The sequence below is a fragment of the Chimaeribacter sp. YP20170169 genome, from assembly GCF_056739715.1.
The window spans coordinates 1,696,183-1,716,810 of the sequence record NZ_CP176824.1 but is presented as its reverse complement, the minus strand read 5'-3'; the positions used below and the strand labels follow the sequence as shown (position 1 = coordinate 1,716,810).

17 protein-coding genes and 2 pseudogenes are annotated in these 20,628 nt (G+C 59.1%); 10 read left to right on the top strand and 9 right to left on the bottom strand.

The annotated features are described in order from the left end of the window. Window positions 1-6: 6 nt before the first annotated feature. The 5 genes from ACK3SD_RS07640 to cbl all read right to left on the bottom strand — a co-directional run bounded on the left by ACK3SD_RS07640 (window position 7) and on the right by cbl (window position 5,476). The gene (locus ACK3SD_RS07640; RefSeq protein ID WP_481127338.1) at window positions 7-801 is read right to left on the bottom strand and encodes an ABC transporter ATP-binding protein; all 795 of its coding nucleotides are present in this window, start codon (window positions 799-801) and stop codon (window positions 7-9) included. Window positions 802-811: 10 nt separating this feature from the next. Continuing rightward, window positions 812-1,684, bottom strand: a complete 873-nt coding sequence (ntrB, locus tag ACK3SD_RS07635; RefSeq protein WP_481127337.1) for a nitrate ABC transporter permease — start codon at window positions 1,682-1,684, stop codon at window positions 812-814. 9 nt (window positions 1,685-1,693) lie between these two features. Beyond that, complete coding sequence (locus ACK3SD_RS07630; protein WP_481127336.1) at window positions 1,694-2,950, bottom strand: CmpA/NrtA family ABC transporter substrate-binding protein; 1,257 nt, start codon at window positions 2,948-2,950, stop codon at window positions 1,694-1,696. A gap of 252 nt (window positions 2,951-3,202) precedes the next feature. After that, complete coding sequence (locus ACK3SD_RS07625; RefSeq protein WP_481127335.1) at window positions 3,203-4,462, bottom strand: nitrate- and nitrite sensing domain-containing protein; 1,260 nt, start codon at window positions 4,460-4,462, stop codon at window positions 3,203-3,205. Window positions 4,463-4,519: 57 nt separating this feature from the next. Next, window positions 4,520-5,476, bottom strand: a complete 957-nt coding sequence (gene cbl, locus ACK3SD_RS07620) for an HTH-type transcriptional regulator Cbl (protein ID WP_481127334.1) — start codon at window positions 5,474-5,476, stop codon at window positions 4,520-4,522. Window positions 5,477-5,726: 250 nt separating this feature from the next. On the opposite strand from cbl, the gene ACK3SD_RS07615 reads away from it, so the two are divergent. The 8 genes and pseudogenes from ACK3SD_RS07615 to ACK3SD_RS07580 form a co-directional block, all read left to right on the top strand. Continuing rightward, window positions 5,727-6,215, top strand: a complete 489-nt coding sequence (locus tag ACK3SD_RS07615; protein ID WP_137762981.1) for a hypothetical protein — start codon at window positions 5,727-5,729, stop codon at window positions 6,213-6,215. 104 nt (window positions 6,216-6,319) lie between these two features. Beyond that, window positions 6,320-6,688: a T6SS amidase immunity protein Tai4 family protein gene (locus tag ACK3SD_RS07610; protein WP_481127333.1), complete on the top strand. Its 369-nt coding sequence runs from the start codon at window positions 6,320-6,322 to the stop codon at window positions 6,686-6,688. A 106-nt stretch (window positions 6,689-6,794) separates the two neighbouring features. After that, entirely contained in the window at window positions 6,795-8,123 is a 1,329-nt protein-coding gene (gene tagH / locus ACK3SD_RS07605) for a type VI secretion system-associated FHA domain protein TagH (protein ID WP_481127332.1), read from the top strand. After that, a complete protein-coding gene (locus ACK3SD_RS07600; RefSeq protein WP_481127331.1) occupies window positions 8,123-8,902 on the top strand; it encodes a PP2C family protein-serine/threonine phosphatase in 780 nt (259 codons plus the stop codon). Before tagH ends, ACK3SD_RS07600 begins: the two co-directional genes overlap by 1 nt. Before the next feature lie 47 nt (window positions 8,903-8,949). Next, entirely contained in the window at window positions 8,950-9,879 is a 930-nt protein-coding gene (locus tag ACK3SD_RS07595) for a type VI secretion system-associated protein (RefSeq protein ID WP_481127330.1), read from the top strand. A 13-nt stretch (window positions 9,880-9,892) separates the two neighbouring features. Beyond that, a pseudogene (locus ACK3SD_RS07590) lies at window positions 9,893-10,880 on the top strand (serine/threonine protein kinase); the annotation flags it as partial. Between the two features lie 265 nt (window positions 10,881-11,145). Continuing rightward, on the top strand, window positions 11,146-11,343 hold the full coding sequence (locus tag ACK3SD_RS07585) for a hypothetical protein (protein ID WP_481127329.1): 198 nt from the start codon (window positions 11,146-11,148) through the stop codon (window positions 11,341-11,343). 672 nt (window positions 11,344-12,015) lie between these two features. Continuing rightward, window positions 12,016-12,750: pseudogene (locus tag ACK3SD_RS07580) on the top strand (esterase-like activity of phytase family protein); the annotation flags it as partial. A 252-nt stretch (window positions 12,751-13,002) separates the two neighbouring features. Here ACK3SD_RS07580 and ACK3SD_RS07575 read toward each other — a convergent pair. Further along, a complete protein-coding gene (locus tag ACK3SD_RS07575; protein ID WP_481127328.1) occupies window positions 13,003-14,475 on the bottom strand; it encodes an ATP-dependent nuclease in 1,473 nt (490 codons plus the stop codon). A 688-nt stretch (window positions 14,476-15,163) separates the two neighbouring features. Continuing rightward, entirely contained in the window at window positions 15,164-15,853 is a 690-nt protein-coding gene (locus ACK3SD_RS07570; RefSeq protein ID WP_481127327.1) for a B3/B4 domain-containing protein, read from the bottom strand. Window positions 15,854-15,896: 43 nt separating this feature from the next. On the opposite strand from ACK3SD_RS07570, the gene ACK3SD_RS07565 reads away from it, so the two are divergent. After that, entirely contained in the window at window positions 15,897-16,499 is a 603-nt protein-coding gene (locus tag ACK3SD_RS07565; RefSeq protein WP_481127326.1) for an XRE family transcriptional regulator, read from the top strand. Window positions 16,500-16,922: 423 nt separating this feature from the next. Here the strand turns inward: ACK3SD_RS07565 and ACK3SD_RS07560 are convergent, their stop codons facing one another. Both ACK3SD_RS07560 and ACK3SD_RS07555 read right to left on the bottom strand, forming a co-directional pair. Then, window positions 16,923-17,765 (bottom strand): nitroreductase family protein, encoded by an 843-nt coding sequence (locus ACK3SD_RS07560; protein WP_481127325.1) that lies wholly within the window; start codon window positions 17,763-17,765, stop codon window positions 16,923-16,925. A 72-nt stretch (window positions 17,766-17,837) separates the two neighbouring features. Continuing rightward, the gene (locus ACK3SD_RS07555) at window positions 17,838-18,419 is read right to left on the bottom strand and encodes a TetR/AcrR family transcriptional regulator (RefSeq protein ID WP_481127324.1); all 582 of its coding nucleotides are present in this window, start codon (window positions 18,417-18,419) and stop codon (window positions 17,838-17,840) included. Window positions 18,420-18,700: 281 nt separating this feature from the next. Between ACK3SD_RS07555 and ACK3SD_RS07550 the strand changes: the two genes are divergently transcribed. Then, window positions 18,701-19,330 carry a LysE family translocator gene (locus ACK3SD_RS07550; RefSeq protein ID WP_481127323.1) on the top strand — a complete coding sequence of 210 codons (630 nt, stop codon included), beginning with the start codon at window positions 18,701-18,703 and terminating at the stop codon, window positions 19,328-19,330. The last annotated feature ends 1,298 nt before the right edge of the window (window positions 19,331-20,628 follow it).

The window sequence follows — 20,628 nt, the reverse complement described above, 5'->3', positions numbered from 1 at the left end:
GTTCCCTCAGGCAACGCTAGGCTGTTTGGCATAGAGGAACTGCAAAATCTGCTGGCGGCCATGCAGGTAGGTGGCGTCCTGTGCCAGCGCTACCCGTGAGCGGGGGCGTGACAACGTCACCGGCAGGATCTGCCCGACGTGGGCGGCCGGGCCGTTGCTCATCATCAGCACCCGATCCGAGAGCAGCACCGCCTCATCGACGTCATGGGTGATCAGCACGATGGTGGTGTGCAGCCGCTGCTGGATCGCCATCACCGCGTCCTGCAAGTGGGCGCGCGTCAGGGCATCCAGCGCGCCGAACGGCTCATCCATCAGCAGCACCTTGGGTTTCATCGCCAGCGCGCGGGCAATGCCGATGCGCTGCTTCATGCCGCCGGAGATCTCCCCCGGTCGCTTGTCGCGGGCGTGGCCCATCTGCACCAGCGCCAGGTTGTGCTCGATCCAGTCGCGCATCTCCGCCCGGCTCATCTGGCCGCGGAACACCTGATGCACCGCCAGCGCCACGTTCTCGTAGCAGGTGAGCCACGGCAGCAGCGAGTGGTTCTGGAACACCACGCCGCGCTCCGGGCCGGGGCCGTCAATCTCGCGGTTATCACACAGCAATACCCCCTCGCTCGGCCGGGTCAGGCCAGCGATCAGGTTGAGCAGCGTCGATTTGCCGCAGCCGGAGTGGCCAATCAGGCTCACCGTCTCGCCAGCGGCAATCGAGAAACTGACATTGTCCAGCGCCAAAAAAGTGCCTTGTGGGGTGGTAAAGCGCTGGCTGACGTTCTGTACCTCAATCAGGGGATGGGTCGGCATGGCTCTCTCCTTAGCGGGCGTCATAGGTAAAGCGGCGGGCGATGGCCATCAGCCCCTGCTCCAGCAGCAGGCCGACTACGCCAATCACCACGATGGCGATGATGATGTTTTCCACGTTCAGGTTGTTCCACTCGTTCCACACCCAGAAACCGATGCCGACGCCGCCGGTGAGCATCTCGGCAGCAACAATCACCAGCCAGGCGATGCCGATGGAGAGGCGCACGCCGGTCAGCACATGCGGCAGTACCGCCGGGAACAGGATGCGGCGCATCACCGTCAGTTCGTTGAGCTTCAGCACCCGCGCCACGTTGAGGTAGTCCTGCGGCACCCGCGCCACCCCCTCGGCGGTGTTGAGGATCATCGGCCAGATGGAGCAGATAAAGATGGTCCAAGTGGAGGCTGGTTCGGCGCGCTGGAACAGCAGCAGACCAATCGGCAGCCACGCCAGCGGGCTGACCGGGCGCAGCAGCGAGATCACCGGGTTGAGCATCCGCGCCAGAAAGGTGAAGCGGCCAATCAAAAAGCCCGCCGGGATGCCGACCAGCGCCGCCAGCCCGAAGCCGATGCCGACCCGTTGCAGCGAGGCGAGGACATTCCAGCCGATGCCCTGATCGTTTGGCCCGGCGTTGTAGAAAGGATCGGCGAACAGCGTGCGCGCCGCCTCCCAGGTGGTGAGCGGCGTCGGGAAGCCGTGGCTGTTGAGCGCCGCCACCTGCCACACCACCAGCAGCAGCGCCATGCCGAGCAGGCCGGGGATCAGGCGTTGCAGCAGCGGGCGCAGCCGGGCCGGGCGCGGGCGAACCGGTGCGGCCGGGTTGAGCGGGATGACGGTCGCGCCAGTGGCGGGCGGCCGGACGGGCTGTGGTTGCAGGTTGCTTTTCATCTCATTCCCCTATCGTTTGATGGTGAAGCCGTTGGCGTAGCCAGCCGGGTCGCGGCCGTCCCACACCTTGCCGTCAATCAGTGTGCTGCGGCGCATCTCGCTGGCCGGTACGCTGATGCCCAGCGCGCTGGCGGCCTGACGGTAAATCGCCGTGCGGTTGATCGCCTGCGCCACGCCGGTGTAGTCCGGGTCGGTTTTCAGCAGCCCCCAGCGGCGGAACTGGGTCAGGAACCAGAGGCCGTCCGAGAGCCACGGGTAGTTCACCTCGCCGTCGGCGAAGAAGCGCAGCGGGTGCGCCTCCTGCCAGCGCTGGCCGAGGCCATTCTCATACTCGCCCTGCATTCGCCCGGCGATCAGCGCCAGCCGGGTGTTAATGTAGGCGCGCGCCGTCAGCACCTGCGCCGTCTCCTGGCGGTTGGCTGGCGAGGCATCAATCCAGCGCGCCGCCTCCAGTACCGCCGTGGTCAGGGCGCGCGCGCTGTTGGGGTGGTCACGCACCCACTCGTCACGGCAGCCCAGCACCTTCTCCGGGTGATCCGGCCAGATCTGCTGGCTGGTGGCGGCGGTGAAGCCGATGCGATCGGCGATGGCGCGCTGGTTCCACGGCTCGCCGACGCAGAAGCCAGCCATGTTGCCGATGCGCATGTTCATCACCATCTGCGGCGGCGGCACCACCACGTTGCGCACGTCGTTAAACGGGTGGATGCCAGCGTTCGCCAGCCAGTAGTAGAGCCACATGGCGTGGGTGCCGGTCGGGAAGGTGTGGGCAAAGGTGACGCTGCCCGGTGCCTGTGAGCGGACCCAGTGATGCAGCGCCTGCGGGTCGGTGGCCCCCGCCTGTTGCAGCGCCTCGGAGAGGGTGATCGCCTGCCCGTTCTGGTTGAGGGTCATCAGCAGCGCCATCGGGTGACGCGGGCCAGCTAGCCCCAGTTGCAGGCCATACAGCAGGCCGTAGAGCACGTGGGCGGCATCCAGCTCGCCGGAGACCAGCTTGTCACGCACCGCCGCCCAGCTTGCCTCCTTGCTCGGCAGGATGCGGATGCCGTGCTTCTGGTCAAAGCCCTTCACCGCCGCCATCACCACCGGTGCGCAGTCCGTTAGCGGGATGAAGCCGACCCGGATCTCGCGCTGCTCTGGGGCGTCACTGCCCGCCGCCCAAGCGGCATTCAGCACGCCAGGGATCAGCAGGCTGCCGCCCAGCGCCGCGCCGCCCGCCAACAGGCGACGGCGGGAGGGGGAGAACGGGCGGGAGGTCACTCGCGTCATGGTGGTTCCTTCTCAAGGGACAAAAACAAAAAAAGCGTCCGGTTATTGCACAGCCTGCGCTGTGCAATAACGGACGCCTTTATCCGGGAGCCCCACGTTTTCGCCGCCATTAGCGAAAAGGGGTATCAATGAAATGCAAGGGGTGTGCCACTTCTTAAAACAGCCGTAAATCAGCGATTTGGTATCAATGCCCCCACCTGCCGCGCGGCCGTTGCCCCATCAGATGGCAAACCCTGCCCTGAACAGGGGCATTCAGCCGGGCGGGGCCAGCATGTCGCCCACCGCCAGCAGCGCCTGCGCGATCTCCACCAGCTTTTTGTTCTGCGCCATCGCCAAATCGCGCAGCGCCTTGTGCGCCGCCGGTTCGCTCAGGCCGCGGTGTTGCATCAGCAACGCCTTGGCGCGCTCAACCTGCCGCCGCTCATCCAGCGTGGTACGCAGCGTAGCCAGCTCCGCCGACAGCCGTTGCAGGTGCTGTGCCTGCTCCTGGATCACCTCCAGAATCGCCCGGCCCAGCGGCGGGCTGACGCCATCGGCCTGATAGCGTGCCTCGCCGTCGCCCGCTGGCAGCAGCAGCGCATAGCCGCCTGTCGCCAGTGGCGCGAGGCTGAGTTGCTGGCGCGCCAGCATCTGCTCCGCCTCGGCCAATGCCTGCCGGCAACCGGCGGTCAGCGCCTCCGCCAGCCCCTCCTCCACGCTTTTCATCGCGTCGATGCGCGCGGTGGCGATCTCGAACCACGGCTGCGCCGTCTCCGGCGGCAGCGGGCCACGGCCGGTGCAGAGCGCCCGCCGCAGCCGCTCAAAGGCCGGGTTGCCCTGCCCCGGCCCCGCCTGCCAGCTGGCCAGCGCCGCGCGGTCGGCAAAGGCCAGAAAGGTCTGGAGGCAGCGCTCCTGGCCATCAATCAGGTCGATCAACTGCTGCTGCGCCGCCGCCTCCAGTTGCCCGGCGGCAAAGCCCGCCGCGCCGAGCGCCCGCTCCTGCCCCGCCAGCTCCTTGCCCTGCATCAGGCCAAACAGCGCGATCAGCGCCTTGGAGATGGCCGGGTTGCCGCAGCCGTCGGCGGCCTCAAACACCACGCCCAGCAGGCGGGCGATGATGTCGCTGTAGCGTTGCAGCGCCGCCGACGGCGAGAGGCATTGCGCCGCCACTGCCGCCCGCAGCGCTGACAGCCCCTCCAGACCATGCAGTGCACCTGCCACCCGGTTAAACAGCCGACTGAGGTTGCCCGCCTGCGGGTGGGCGCGATCCAGCCGCGCCAGCGGCGGGTGGATCGCCGCCAGCGCCCGGTCAGCGGCAAGGATGCGCGCTGGCAGCTGCGCCGCCGCCGGGCTGGCAGGGTTGGAGAGGTGGATGTTGCTCAGGCCGCGCTCGCGTTGCAGCGCGTGCACCAGCGCGCTGACTGCCGCCACCAGCGTGCCGGTGTGCAGCAGCTGGCGCAGGCCGGCGATCTCACTCTGTTTTGAGGCGAGGATAAAGTCTTGCGCCCGCAAGCGGGCTGGGGTGGGGGTCATCAGCCAGCACTCCATCAGCAAAAGCCAGGAGCACTGTACTGCAAGAAGCGTGCCGGGTCAGATCTGGTAGTCGCCCACCGTCTCCAGCTGGCTGGCGAACACCTTCTCCTTGATCTCGGTCAGGGAGAGCGCCGGGTTGCAGAGTTGGATGAACTGCCAGGCGAAGTTGCGCTGCAACTGGCTGCGCTTTAGCCCCAGCCAGACGGTGTTGGCGTCAAACAGGTGCTCGGCGTTGAGGTAGACCAGCCCCTGATCGCGGGCGCGATCCTCGGACATGTCCGCCACGATGCCGACGCCCAGCCCCAGCTCGACATAGGTCTTGATCACATCCGAGTCCTGCGCGCTGAGGGTGATGTCCGGCGTCAGGCCAGCGTGCTTGAAGGCGGCGTCCACCTTGCCGCGCCCGGTGATGCCGTGGCGGTAGGTGATCAGCGGCAGCGTGCTGAGTTGCTCCAGCGTCACTGGCGTGCCCTGCTCCGCCAGCGGGTGCCCGGCCTGCACCACCACCGCGTGGTGCCAGCGGAAATAGGGGAAGGCCGCCACATCCTCGTCGCTCATCAGCCGCTCACTGGCAATGCCGATGTCCGCCTCGCCGCTGTGCAGCATCGCGACAATCTCCTCCGGCGTCGCCTGATTGAGGGTCAGGCGCACGCGCGGGTAGAGGCCGCGAAACTCCTTGATGATGCGTGGCAGGCTGTAGCGCGCTTGGGTGTGGGTGGTGGCGATGTGCAGTTCGCCATTGTCGCTGTTGCTGAAGACATCGGCCAGCCGGCGAATGTTGCCCGCATCATTGAGGATGCGCTCCGCCACCACCAGCAGCTCCTTGCCCGGCTCGGTCATGCCGAGCAGCCGTTTGCCGCGGCGGATGAAGATCTCAATCCCCAGCTCCTCCTCCAGCTCGCGGATATGGCGCGAGACGCCAGATTGGGAGGTGTAGAGCGCATTGGCCACGTCAGTCAGGTTGAAGCCGCAGCGCGCGGATTCGCGGATGATTTTTAGCTGCTGGAAGTTCACGATTTATCTCCTTATGCATCCTTCAGATAAGCCTATTGATACGGCGGAATAGGCCTGATGCAAAAGAAGAAAAACGCAACACTTATGCCATTCTGCGCTAAAGGGAATCTGAGAATGTATTCTTCTGTCTTTTTTTCAGTACAATCAGGGCGCTGAGTCAATATAATTGGGCTAAATGAATTCGCATTGGCGTTCCGTTAGCGCTAAATATATCCGTTCAAGAAGTGAGCCGGACAACAAAGAGGACATTGTGAAAACACGCATCATGCTGGTACTGTTGACAACGCTGGCGCTTAGCGCCTGTAAATCCGGCCCGCTGCACAAGGATGGCCCGGACGACATCATCACCAGTCAGGTCGGCGACCTGACGCTCAAGCACCGCCGCGCCATTGAGGTGCCGGCCAGCCTGAAACCGATCAACCAGCCATACACCAGCCTGTATGCCGCCAGTATCATGACCCGCCCGGACTACGGCGGCCAGGTGGTGGGTTACCTCACCAATGCCAAGCCGTTTTACGTGATTGGTCAGCCGAACAACCGCTGGCTGGCGATCAGTGAGGAGAAGGAGGGCAATCTGGTGGGTTACGTGCCCTTTAATGCGGGGGTGCCAAGCACCCACTATCAGGCGACCCTGCGCCAGGATCGCCCGCGCCGCGTGAAGGCGAAAAATGACTGCGTGACGGTCGGCGAAGACAGCAAAGCCTGCAAGGATGCGTCCGAGACCTGGATCATCGAGTGAGTGACCGGGTTGACCTTCACCCTAGATTTTAAGAATAAGTAAAAATTCTAATGAAAAGCAGTAAAAACTCTATTGGTATTTGTTTAAAATCGCTGCTGGTTTTGGTGGCGGTAAATGTTGGCTCCGGTGCCCGGGCATCAGACAACGCAGCAACCCTCGCGATCCATCCAGCCGAACCCGTCCAGGAGGCGCTGTTCCGCAACTGGCTGTTTAGCCGCTGCATTGCCAAGGCGGACAGCGCCAGCGCGCTCTCTGCGGACGCCCACCGGTCGGCGGCCCTGTATGCCGGGAAGAGCCTGCTGCCCGCCGCGGCCTATAGCGCGGGCGATGCCCTGATCGATCGCTTCCTCGACCGCCCCTTTACCGGGCCGGTGGCGGGAAGCTATCACACCGTCGCCTGTATCGACCTCTACCACAGCGGGGAGGCGGGCCGCCTGTTTGCCCGTTTCGCCGCGCAGCTTGATCAACCGTAACCCATAAGGGTGCGACCGGCCGGCCGCCGTCAGCCAGCCCCGGCGCCATTGCGCGGGCGGATGCCCGGTGGGGCGCCCGCGCCAGACACCACTGCAGGAATATGTTATGCGATTCACGATTGTTAAGAGTAAACAGGGCCATTTTCCCCCGCAAAGCAGCTTTGACTTCCTGCCGCCCGGCGGAACCATCGGCCGCAGCGTGGACAATAACCTGGTGTTGCCTGATGAGGACCGCGCCATCTCGCGGTTGCAGGCCATCGTGCATATTTCGGCAGAGGGTGAGTGCCGCATCACCAACCGCGGCAACGTGACGCGGGTGGTGCTCAACGACATCCCGCTGGAGCGCGGTCGGCAGGTGGAGTTGCAGGATGGCGACCTGCTGGACATTGATGACTACCAGTTGCAGGTGACCGACCTGAGCCAGTCGGCCCCGCCGCCCTCTTACACCACCCCGCCCGCCGAGGTAGTGCCGCCGCAACCCGTTGCGGCCCCACAGCCCGTCGCGGCCCCACAACCCGTCGCGGCCCCACAGCCGGTCGCCGCGCCGCAGCCGGTGATTGTGCCACCCGTGGTGCCGCAGGATCAGGCCGAGTTCGTGCAGCCCGCCGCCCCCTATGACGCGCAGGCGCAGCAGCGCGCCGAGCAGGCGTTGCTGATGCGCCAACAGGCGATGCAGGAGGCCCCGCTGCCTGCCGCCCCAGCCCCGGTGGAGACACCGCGCGCGCCGGTGCGCCCTGGCCGTCTGGGCATCGATCCGGTGGGCTACACCGCGCCGCCCGTGCCGCGCCACAGCAACCTGTTGCACGGTAGCCAGCAGGCGCTGGATGGCAACATGCTCGACGCGCTGCTGGAGGGGATGGGGCTGAATGATCTGCAACCGCCGCCGCGCTTCGATGAGCACCAGCTCAACGAGGTGGGCCGCCTGCTGAGCCTCTTCTCACAGGGCACCGTCGCCCTGCTCTCCTCGCGCTCGATCCTCAAGCGCGGCGTGAAGGCGGAGATGACGATGATCCTCGATGAGGCCAATAACCCGTTCAAGCTGCTGCCTTCGGGCAAAACCGTGCTGATGCAGATGTTCGGCAGCAAGATGCCGGGCTTCATGCCGCCGGAGCAGGCGGTGCGCGACGCGCTGATTGACCTGCAGGCGCACCAGCTGGGGATGATCGCCGGTATCCGCGCCATCATCTCCGCCATGCTGCAATCCTTCAACCCAGACCGGCTGGAGGAGGAGGCGCGCCGCGAGGGCAATGCGCCGCGCTTCTCGCTCTCCCCCAGCCGCAAGGGGGCGCTGTGGGATCACTTCACCCGCACTTATCAAAAGACCGCCGGTGAGGTGGAGAACGATTTCCACACGCTGTTTGGCGAGGCGTTCCTGCGCGCCTATGACGCCGAGGTTAACCAGTACAAAGATTCCCAGATCAAACCGGACGAATGATGAATATAACGATCGCCTCCACCTCGCAGCGCGGCAGCCGTGCCACCAATCAAGACCAGACCGGTGAGGTGGTTGGCCAGCGCTCCGCCTGCTTTGTGGTGTGTGACGGCATCGCTGGCCTGCCTGGCGGTGAGGTGGCGGCCAGGATCGCGCGGGACGCCATTCTGGCACAGTTTGATGGCGAACAGCATCTGGATGCCCAGAGCATCCGCCGCTACGTGACCGGGGCCAACGCCGCCATCCGCCGCCGCCAGCGCGAGGACACCACGTTGGCGAAGATGGGCACCACGCTGGTCAGCTTGTTCATCGATCGCGACTACTCGCTGGCCTACTGGGCACACGCGGGCGACAGCCGGCTCTACCTGTTCCGCCGTGGCTACCTGTCGGAGGTGACCACCGACCACAGTCTGGTGCAGCAGATGAAGGATGCCGGTTTCTCCACGCAGGGAATCAATGGCAACCTGCTCTACTTCGCGCTGGGTCTGGATGAGGCGCGGGACGCCAGCTACAGCGACGTGCTGCAACTGGAGGATGGCGACGTGTTCCTGCTCTGCACCGACGGCTTCTGGCACAGCTTCACCGAGGCGGAGCTGGAGCAGTCGCTGCACATGGTCAACTCCCCCCATGAGTGGATTGCGTTGATGGATCGCGCCCGGCAGAACGAAAACAACAGTGATAACTACAGTGCCATTGCCGTTTGGGTCGGCTCCCCACAGGAGACCACCCTGATGCACTCCTTTCCGGATGCCGGCCGCTTTATGCCGTCGAAACGGGGTTGAGGCTTATGTCTACCTACACACAGTCAGGGTTCGCTATGAAATTATGGATGTCAGGAGTTGTCGCCTTGCTGGCCGTGCCGGCCGCGCAGGCGCAGGATTACCGTCTGGCTTACTCGCCCAGCCTGAAGCTGGAGATCTACATCGATGACGTCAAGAGCAACCAGCCGGAAGATTGGTGCCAGCCGACGCTGCCGCTGCGGATCGTCTCGCTGGAGAGCAAAGACCCGGCGGTGCTGAACGACTTCCTGCCGCGCGTCGGCACCCTGATTGAGAAGCAGTGTACCGAGACCACCCACCTCGCCTTCACCCTGAATAATAAGCAGGGCGCACGGCTGGCACAGGGCGATGCGCTGAAGAGCGGCGAGTGGCAGCCGGTGGTGCTGCCCGATGCCGCCGCAGGCCCGGCAGTGCCCGGCGTGCCAGCCGATGGCCAGACGCCCATTACCTTCTCCCTGCCGAACGGCTGCCATATCCGCACCTTCTGGGACGCCGAGCGCGACGGCAGTGCGATGTTCATCCCGAGTGGCGACAGCGTCACCTGTACCCCGGATGGCTGGATGACCGATCGGAGCGACGTCAGCGTGACCCCCTCCGCCAGCGCCGCGCCGACGCCCCTGACCTTCTATCGCGGTTTCCCGCTCGCCAACCTCAACCCGACCAGCGCCGCGCTGGCGGTGGTGAGCGCCGACAACCGCCAGATGCTGCTCTCCAACAGTGAGAAGGCACCAGACAGCTTCCTGCTGCTGCCGTTCGACCCGGCGCTGCACGCCTGGCGCTTCGATGGCCGCGTGGTGTTGCAGATCAGCCGCAAAGAGGCCGCCGATCCGGATACGCTGAAGCAGGCGATGGGGCTGGCGCAGGCCGCCTACCTGCCGCTGCTGCCCCAGACCAGCACTGCCCTGACCTTCCTGCTGGTGGAGAAGGTCAGCCCTGAAATGCGCGACCCGGCCGCTGCGGCCTATCGTACGGTTAACTAACAGAGAAGCCACTATGTCGGGAATTGAACAGAGTCAGCGCCCCTCCAACAGCCTGCCGGTAGGCTACCGTTTCCGGGAGTTTGAGATTTTGGAGGTGATTGGCGAGGGCGGCTTTGGCATTGTCTACCGCGCCTACGATCACCAGCTGGAGCGGGTAATCGCCATCAAGGAGTACATGCCGACCAAGCTGGCGCAGCGCAACGAGGATCTGAGCGTAGGCGTGCGCAGCGACCGCTTTAGCAAGACCTTCCAGGCGGGGCTGCACAGCTTTATCCAGGAGGCGCGCCTGCTGGCGCGTTTCTCCCACCCCGGCCTGCTGCATGTGTTGCGCTTCTGGGAGGAGAACGGCACCGCCTATATGGGCACCCAGTTCTATACTGGCTCCAGCCTGAAGAACCTGAAGACGCAGCAGCCGGAGGTGATGGATGAGGCGTGGATCCGCCAGCTGCTGCCGCCGCTGTTTAGCGCCATCCGCACCATCCATCAGGAGGGCTACCTACACCGCGATATCTCGCTGGACAATATCCAGATTCAGGAGAACCAGTTGCCGGTGCTGCTCGATTTTGGCTCGGCGCGCAAGGAGATTGGCAACCTCTCTGATGAGACTGAGGTGATGTTGAAGCCGGGCTTCGCGCCGATTGAGCAGTATATGGAGGAGAGTGACGGCGAGCAGGGGCCGTGGACGGACATTTACGCGCTGGGCGCGGTGCTGCATACGCTGATTGCTGACGCGCCGCCGCCGGTGAGCGTGGTGCGCAGCATTGAGGACAGTTACGTGCCGCTGGTGCAGCGCCGGCCCGCTGGCTATTCGCTGGGGCTGTTGCAGGTGGTGGATCATGCGCTGGCGCTGAAGCCAGAGGATCGTCCGCAGTCGATTGACCAGATGGCCGCCGAGCTGGAGTTGCCGGTCACCGAGGTGAATGAGATTGCCAGTTCGCCGATGACCGCGCCCGCCGCGGTGCTGAACGCTGCCCACCCGGCCGCCGCCGCCGCGGTGCCGGTGGCGGAGGTGGTGGCTGCCAATCAGTCACGCGCCAGCCGCCCTGGCTGGTGCTGGTGGCCGGCGGGCTGGTGCTGGCCGCCGTGGTCGCCGCCATCGCCTGGCTGGCGACCGGCTCCGGCGACGCGCAAGACCCGGCCACCGTGGATAACCGCGCCCCTGCCCCGGCCGCGCTGGCCCCGGCAACTGACAGCGGCGATGGCCCGGCGAGCAGCGCCACCGCCCCAGCCGCCCCCGGCACGCCGCTGGCACAGGTCTATTTCCGCATGCAACCCGACGAGCAGGTGCTGCTGAATGGCCAGCCGCAGGAAGTGAAGATCAACACCAGCGGCTTTGCGATGCTGTTCCTGCCAGCCGGTCACTACCAGCTGGAGATCCGCGCTGGCACCCAGCCACGCGGCAGCCAGACACTGGAGATTGACCGGGCGGGAACATGGTTAATCGCCCCCAAGGGGGGGAGGTAAAGTTTTCAGGCATTGCGGGTGCCTGTGGCCTCGCTGGGGGCGGAGCAGGGTTTCGGTTGTTCGAGTTCCTCTGTCTACCTGAACGCCTGCGCCTCAACCGAGCAGGGCCTGCCGGCGCGCCGGCCCTGCACCACGCGGGCGTGTTTAACCTTCGGTTTGTTCATGTCTTTTTCTGCTTTGGCTTTTGTGGTTATTTTTGGCCTCGCTGAGGCCGGAGCAGGGTTTCGGTTGTTCGGATTCATCTTTCTACCTGAACGCCTGCGCCTCAACCGAGCAGGGCCTGCCGGCGCGCCGGCCCTGCACCCGCGCGCGTTGGGGGAATGGCTAATCATTGCCCGCTCTCGCGGGTGACCCTCGCTGCGTCTCCGGGCTTGCGGGCCGGCCCAGACGCGCTCCCGGCGCGGCTGGCCCTTTCGCGGGCGTCCTGCCCGCTCACCCGGCCCTGCGACTCCACTCGGCAATGATTAACGCCCTCACCATTGTGCAAATCCTTTGCTATGTGAGGAAGGAATAGGGGGAGTTCGTTATATATGTGGAGTGTCGTGAGGGCATTGTTGTTGCCTGTATCCTCACTAGGCCGGAGCAGGGTTTCGGTTGTTCAGGTTCCTTTGTCTACCTGAGCCTCGGCGCCTCAACCGAGCAGGGCCTGCCGGCGCGCCGGCCCTGCACCACGCGGGCGGTTTGCCGAATGTTCTCAAATGGCGTCAGCCAAATCGTGGGTTTGAAGGGCTCACCCGCATGCCGGATGGGCGTATCATCGCCGCGGTGCAGAGCACGCTGGATATTGACGGGAAAAGTAAAAAGCAGGCGCGCTTTACCCGCCTGTTGAGCTTCGATCCGGCGACCGGGAAAACCGCGATGTATGGTTACCCTATCGACAGCACCGCTTACAGTAAAAACAGCGACGCAAAAATTGGCGATATCGTGGCGCTCGACAATCAGCATATCCTGCTGATTGAACAGGGCAGCGACAAAGACGATGCGATGCGCAACCTTATCTATAAGGTGGATCTTAGCCCGGCTACCGAGCTGACAGCGTTCGATAAGCCTGGCGAGTATCCGGAGTTTGACGACGAGAACGCGCTGGCGCAGCGCGGCATTAAGCTCGCCGCCAAAACGCTGGTGGTCGATTTACGTCAACTCGGCTGGCAGCAGGAGAAGGCCGAAGGCCTGGCGCTGATCGACAACAAAACGCTGGCCGTCACCAATGACAATGACTTCGGCGTGAGAACGGTCATGCAAAATCCGATTGAAGGTAAGAAGCGTAAGGATTATCGGGTGAACGAACAGGGGACGCTTACGGTAGATGATAAGCCGGTTGCAACGACTATCGGCATCAAGCCGCTGGAGAAACCTGAATCGGACAGCAAGTTGTGGATTGTCACGCTGGCGGCACCGCTGAAATAAACGCCCTCCCTCCCCTAGGCTGCGTCCCTCAATTGCATCACTTTTTGTAAAAGAGCCGGATGCAGCCCCATATTGCCCTCGACAGATTATTGTTTGGTCACTGCGGGCTACGGGCCAGACATCGTCCGCTATGAGCAAGAAGCGAACCTTATTTCTAGAGATTAAAATTATCTATTTGCATAAATAAAAAAATTAAAATTAAATTGGTTATCTGGAGGGTAAACCTCCAGATAAAGTCTATTTATTCAGGCGTTAATTTAAAATCGCCTTAACCCTACCAACCAATTCTGAGCAGTAATCATCGTTTTGTCTTGACCATAAGCTTAAAAATGCACCTCTAACGATAATTTCAGATATAAATCCTAAGTCCATCCCTATCTGATTGAATAGCAAGTGAGGATCTCGATTTGTCCTAGAAACTGATTCAACTACTTTTCTCACTTGCGATTGAGATTCTGGTGGTAGCTGGCAAGAAACTGTAAGTACCGCTAAAGTAGTTTCAATATTTTTTAAAATATCATCGAATACGCTACGCTCCGGTTGAGATCCTGGAAGCCTCAAAATCCCTACGGAGTCATCTGTTATCTGCGAAGAATCCCCATCAATAATACATAGTGACTTAAATTTTATTGACGGGTTTGCTGTATGTGATTTATGGATTGATACAGCATTGCCATCACCAGCAACCGCATGTACCTCAAGCTGGTCATAATCACTTCTTAATCTCTCTCGTAAAATAGAATCAACCCAATTTTTGGCGAAGTCATCCTCAACAAAAATCGCCAACTTTTTGTCTACTCTTCCTGAAATAGCGCGAAGAGATTCTACATTCAATCTCCCTTTCCTTAACCGGCCATCAATACAAGCCCAAATGGCTTCTTGAGGTAAAGGCATTAGAGCATAATCACTATGGGTAGTAAAAACAGTTTGAATGGACTTTCTTTTCGCGACATCTATTAAATATTCTACCATCCGCTTTGTAGCGACTGGATGTAGCCCATTCTCTATCTCTTCAATTAAAACAAGACTATTATCTGAAGCATTTTCTATTTCTGAAACCATTCTTATTATTGATGACTCTCCAGCCCCAAAGTGGAACTCTGAATATCTATTACCCTTATTATCACCAACAAAGAATTTCTCATTATGCCCAATGTCTGTCACATTAAATCTAGATACATCTTTACCTAAAATATGCTCTATCTGTTTAGCTACGTCAGCACTCAAAGATGTTAAAAGACCAGTGTGATGATATGACGAGCGAGTAAGTTTTTTATATTTCGTTTTTTCACCCGCAGGTACAGTGCGCTCTATACCAAAAAAATATACATCTCTTGAAACTACTTCATCTCTTACCCATTTGGCTCTACGAAAACTGCTAGTTCTACGAATAGATTGGCGGGGGTTAACATCCTTATCGATTATTTCATATTCTACTTTCCATCCTGCCATACTTTCGTCGCCAATGGCACTCTTGGGGAAGAATATACCCGGTTTAATATCCTTATAGGCACATCCTGCAACTCCTAACACTGAAGATTTTCCGCTGCCATTAGGCCCCACCAAAGCCGTCACAGGAAATTCAAAGGAAATATCTTCCCCAGTAAAACCACGTATTTTACCAATTTTGGCTTTCAACAAATATTTTCCATATTTGTTTTGCCTTACCTTATCTAAAAGTTCATTTACGGTAGATTCTCTAATCTCACTCAGGTTGTCAGCCATTTAAAAGGTTCGCCCCATATATTTAATAGCAAAAATTTTCATTTTTCCCACTATAGGAATTCACTCATGTTACTATTTGCAATAGCCAAATCAAGTTCTTCTTTAATTTTAATCAAAATCTTGATGTGTCCAGCTAAATTGTCGTATTATAGCTCAAGCTGGGATTAATCCTTACTGGCTCAGGATATAGTTAACGTCTCATTTTGGCACAAAGCGGACCGCTAATCCTGATACCTGATTGATGGTAATCGCGATAAATGAGCACTCCCTTGTGCGGATAAAGCATCAGGGCAGCATATGGACTTAATTAAGCCTCTTGGATTCAATAAAGTACCTTGCTATGGCTACGTGATATTTGAATGTAACTCGCGTTGGGCTTGATCCAAGGATATGTCCATAAGTGAAAAGCGCTCTATCGGCGTCGAATCTTTCGTCTTAATACCCCCAACTATTTCCTCACATAGCCAAGAATTTGCAGAAACGGTGGGGGCGTTAAATCATTGCCGAGTGGAGGCGCAGGGCCGGGTGAGCGGGCAGGACGCCCGCGAAAGGGCCAGCCGCGCCGGGAGCGCGTTTGGGCCGGCCCGCAAGCCCGGAGACGCAGCGAGTTAGAATTGAGGGGCGAGCCGCTGCCGCGTCCGCCCAGGACAGGCCGATAAAAAGATATCAGCCGGAGTAAAGACCGGTATCAGAATGCTTCGATAAGCGCCACGTTGTACTGCAGGCCTGGCATCATTTCTTCAAGCCCATCCGTCAGCATTTTTCCAGCTTCGTGCAGGGCGTCGAGCGGCATTTCAGGCAGACTTTCCAGGATGAACCACATATGTTTATCTGACGCACTCAGGCGGGTCCGCACACCCTGTCGCCAGTTCCAGCGACGACAAGTGACGCCTGTGTCATCGCACCACACGACTTCTCCGGCGTCCGGATATTCAGTCGCTTCCAGCCCCTCTTTCATCGTATCAAACGGTTCGTTGCCGCTGGCTACCATCAGTCGGGGGCTGCCGCGATATGCATCCCCATTTTCACCGCCAACAGGGACGGCGTAGCGCAGGCTTACTGCGTTATACAGGTCTACCACCGGATCAAGGGCCGCCATGAAGCCGTCGCGCAGTACGCGTTTGCGCAGGGCCTCTGCCGAGCAGGGCGTGCGTTTTGGCTTTGCCCCGAAGGCGCGAAAGACCTCTGACCAGGCATTCAGATGGGCGTCCGCCCAGTCCGGCTGACCGGCGAGAACATCTTCACACGCCCTGTGTAGCGCAGCCTCACCGACGCTGGCATTAACGACCGGGGCGGCAGCCACGCTGATGCTCAGTGCGCGAAAACCTGGCGCCAACTTTGCGATGTCAGGGCTGATTGACGGATGTACTGTGAACATTGGATAATCCTGTAATGACCATTTTAATACATGATAATGACCAGTGAACAAAAAAGTCAATATATCGACCGGCACGGGTGCGGATGCATCCGTGGTTAATGAGGCCCTCTCGGCTGCCGTCAGGCAGTATCGCAGCCAGAAGAAAATGTCGCTGGACGAGCTGTCGCGGCAGGCGGGCGTGAGCAAGGGTATGCTGGTGGAAATTGAAGCCTGCAGGGCCAATCCCAGCATTGCGTTGCTCTGCAGACTGGCATCGGCCATGGGCGTTTCAGTAGCCGACATCGTTAACGTGGCAAGCAGCCCGAGCGTGCACGTTATTCCTGCGGAAAACATCCCCTGCCTATGGCACGGAGAGCATGGAGGCAGCGCGCGCCTGCTGGCCGGCACAAGCGGTCCTGACATGGTTGAGCTTTGGGAATGGGAAATGCACCCCGGCGAGATTTTTGAAGCCGCAGGACACACTCCGGGCACAAACGAGCTTCTGCACGTGGTACAGGGTTCCCTGCATCTGACCGTGGGAGAGGAAAGCGTTGTTATCACGGAGGGCTGTTCGGCAATTGCCCGGACGGACGAGCGGCACAGCTATGCCTGCTCAGGCGGCAGCTTGCTGGTTTTTACCATGACAGTGAACGAACGGGCGCGCTGAGAAAGAAATGGCGGCTGCCCGCCACTTCTTTCTGACAGCTTTAGTCCGTCAGGACGCGAGTTTCATCATGATGAGGCCTGCCACGATGACTGTCGCAGCCAGTATGCGCATCGGCCAGGTTCTGAGTCAGGGCCGCTGACTGTTCATCACTGAGTGAACCGGACGTCAGGTGGATAGCATGCCGTGGCTCCGAAAGATAAAAGCCTGTCCCCGGTCAAGTAAGCCAACCGCGTGCTTCCATCAGGCTGACGAGCGCAGCGGGTTCTTTGTACAGCGGGAGTCAGAGGTTAAGACTGTCATCTTCCCGTGTACGCGCGGCAAAGTCCGCTTTGAGCGAGGAGCGGACGTTCAAAGCATTAGGCTGGGATACGAGGATATTGGCAATTTTGCGGCTGTGATTCCATATACAGCCGCCTAAAGCTCTTACTTAAAACCGAACCCACGTCCTTCAAGAGTCGCGCGGAGATTCTGACGCCCATCCATATAATCCAGACTGGTAGCTGCGCTCTGAACTGCCTGTTTCCAGGTTTTGTCCTTCATGCCCAGGCCTTCACGGAACACATGGAATGCCTCTTCATAACTTTTAACATGAGCGTCAAAGTCACAAGTGCTGTAAAGATTATGATGCGCTACAACACTTTGAGGCAGGCGCGGACGGATAGCTGCATCGCTGTCAGTCGCAGGCCATCCGACGACCAGGCCGCATACGACGTAGCTGTGAGCCGGAAGCTGGATAAGCTCAGCCAGCTCTTTAGCCTTATTGCGTGTCGCACCTATATAAACCGTACCCAGTCCGATTGACTCAGCTGCCACCGTTGCATTCTGTGAAGCCAGTGCGGCATCAACTGTTGCCATAACAAATGAATCAAGGTAGTCATGCACTCCCGGAGAAAGACCATCGGAGACGGTCATATCATGATTTCGCGACAGGTCTGCAATCCAGAGAAGTATCGCAGGAGCCTCTTCTATGTATCTGTTTGCCAAACCTTTGTCTCCCGCGGAGAGCTTTCTGACCTGAGCCTTAAGCGCAGGATCTGAAACTGCTACCACGCTCCATTGCTGCAGATTTGAGGATGTTGAAGCTGACTGGGCGGCTGCAACAAGCGTCTCAAACCAGTATTCTGGCAGTGCTTGCTGTGAAAAACTCCTGATGGAACGATGGCTGAGAAGCCCTTCTATTTGCGCGTTCCATATAATGTTTTCTGGTCGATCTTTCTCACAGTAATGGGCAGTAATCAGCTGACTCTTGTTTAAATCTTCAGACATTAACATTCTCCCATACATACTGTAACGATCATTCAAGAATTAGGTAAATAAAAAGGCCGGGTGGCCTTTAAACTAAATGCTCATTATTAACGCTTCGATTGCATCCCGTTGATACTCAGGTTCATGCACAACTCTGCCGAACACCCGGAAACCAAAATATGCGCACATAAATGCCTTAGCCATAACTTCAGGCTGCCGGTCGGCCTGAAACTCCCCGGCAGCAATCCCGGCGGCGAAAAGCCTGATGAACATTGCCTCAAGCTTTTTGATATAACTGCGGCTGAGTTCTTCAACGGTTTTATCTTTAGCGGCTCTTTCCAGGGGAGAGAATATTGCCATACAGCCGTTTCGCTCGATGTTGCTGAAATCCAGCTCAATACCTTTTTCAAGCAGACTGCGTAACCTGTCCTTAACGCTACCGGCCTGGCTGAATACAGCCTCGTGAAACTCAATACTTGAGCTGTGATAGCGGCGCAGGGCTTCATGGTAGAGGTTTTCTTTGTTACCGAAAGCCGCATACAGGCTTCCACGACCCAGCCCTGTACTCTCAACGAGTGCCTGAGCGGATGTCGCTTCAAAGCCGTTTCGCCAGAACGTATCCATAGCAGCCTGTATCACAAGCTGGTCATCAAATTCTCTCGGTCTGCCTGCCATTAGGCTCTCCCGCAATAAACACAGCAGTCACCTTAGCAATTATGGAATGAACGGTCAAGAATTGCGATAGCGCAATATTCTTCATTGATGGCCTCTAGACGATGCCAGTAAACGTCCGCTTCTGGCACAGAGCGGACTAACAAGCAGGTCAATGTCCGCTATGAGCGAGAAGAGGACATTTCGATAACGTGATCATCGCTAGAATAAGCAATGACACATAGTAAATTTTTGCGCGATTCGATATAACTGAAACAAAGGACAACCCCACCGTAGAGGTAAGCATGGCGCTTTCGCATGAATTGATTCTGATTTACACCACTTATTTTGTCGCAACAGCCAGTCCAGGGCCAAGTAATATGGCTATTATGGGTACGGCCATGAATAAGGGCCGCGGTGCAGCTTTGGCTCTGGCAGGTGGTGTCATCGGCGGTTCGATGATGTGGGCGCTTCTGGCGGCCTGCGGCGTGTTAACCGTTCTAGCAACTTTTGCGCAGTTGCTGATCGTGTTAAAAGTCGGCGGTGGGTTGTATCTGTTATGGCTGGCAGGCAAAGCGGGTAAATCTGCGCTTTCCCGCTCTGGCGGCAGCGTGTGTAAATCACAGGACAAAAGCGTCGCATATGGCAAAATTTTCCGGCAGGGTATCCTGATGCATGTCGGCAATCCGAAAGCGATTCTTACCTGGGTGGCGATCATGTCCGTAGCTCTTAAGCCCGGTGCGACAGCCTCTGCTCTACCCATGATCGTTTTCGGCTGTGCGGCTATTTGCGTGGCGGTATTTTGCGGCTACGCGCTGCTATTCTCGACGCCATTAATGAGCGCATTTTATCGTCGTATTCGCCGCGGGCTTGATGCGTTATTAGCCTGCTGCTTCGCGATTGCGGGATTGAAGCTGATATTTAGCCGCAGTTGAAAACAGCACCTGAATCCTTATTTGTAACTACATCTGTTGTTGGTCGTGTCCGCTTTTGGCACAAAGCGGATCGCTAATCCTGATACCTGATTGATGGTAACCGCGATAAATGAGCTATCCCTTGTGCGGATAAAGCATCAGGGCAGCATATGGACTTAATTAAGCCTCTTGGATTCAATAAAGTACCTTGCTATGGCTACGTGATATTTGAATGTAACTCGCGTTGGGCTTGATCCAAGGATATGTCCATAAGTGAAAAGCGCTCTATCGGCGTCGAATCTTTCGTCTTAATACCCCCAACTATTTCCTTACATAGCCAAGCATTGGCAGAAATGGTGAAGGCGTTAATCATTGCCGAGTGAAGTCGCAGGGCCGGGTGAGCGGGCAGGACGCCCGCGAAAGGGCCAGCCGCGCCGGCAGGCCCTGCTCGGTTGAGGCTCTGAAGCACAGGTAGAAAGAGGAACCCAAACAACCGAAACCCTGCTCCGGCCTAGCGCGGCCACAGGCAACAGCAAGCCCTACCCACAACACCCCACAAATAAAAATCACCCTCCCTACTCTTTCCTCACATAACCAAGAATTTGCAGAAACGGTGGGGGCGTTAAATCATTGCCGAGTGGAGTCGCAGGGCCGGGTGAGCGGGCAGGACGCCCGCGAAAGGGCCAGCCGCGCCGGGAGCGCGTCTGGGCCGGCCCGCAAGCCCGGAGACGTAGCGAGGGTCACCCGCGAGAGCGGGCAATGATTAGCCATTCCACCCAAAAGCGCGCGGGTGCAGGGCCGGCGCGCCGGCAGGCCCTGCTCGGTTGAGGCGCAGGCGTACGGGTAGAAAAAGGAACCCAAACAACCGAAACCAGTCTCCGGCCTAAGCGAGGTCGCAAATCATCAAAGAAGCTAAAGCAAAAAATACTAAAAAGACAAACCGAAGGTTAAACACGCCCGCGTGGTGCAGGGCCGGCGCGCCGGCAGGCCCTGCTCGGTTGAGGCGCAGGCGCACAGGCAGAAAAAGGAACCCAAACAACCGAAACCCTGCTCCGGCCTAAACGCGGCAACAGGCAACAGCAAGCCCTACCCACGACACCTCACAAATAAAAATCCCCCCAACTATTTCCTCACATAGCCAAGCATTTGCAAAAACGGTGGGGGGCGTTAATCATTGCCGAGTGAAGTCGCAGGGCCGGGTGAGCGGGCAGGACGCCCGCGAAAGGGCCAGCCGCGCCGGGAGCGCGTCTGGGCCGGCCCGCAAGCCCGGAGACGCAGCGAGGGTCACCCGCGAGAGCGGGCAATGATTAGCCGAGGCA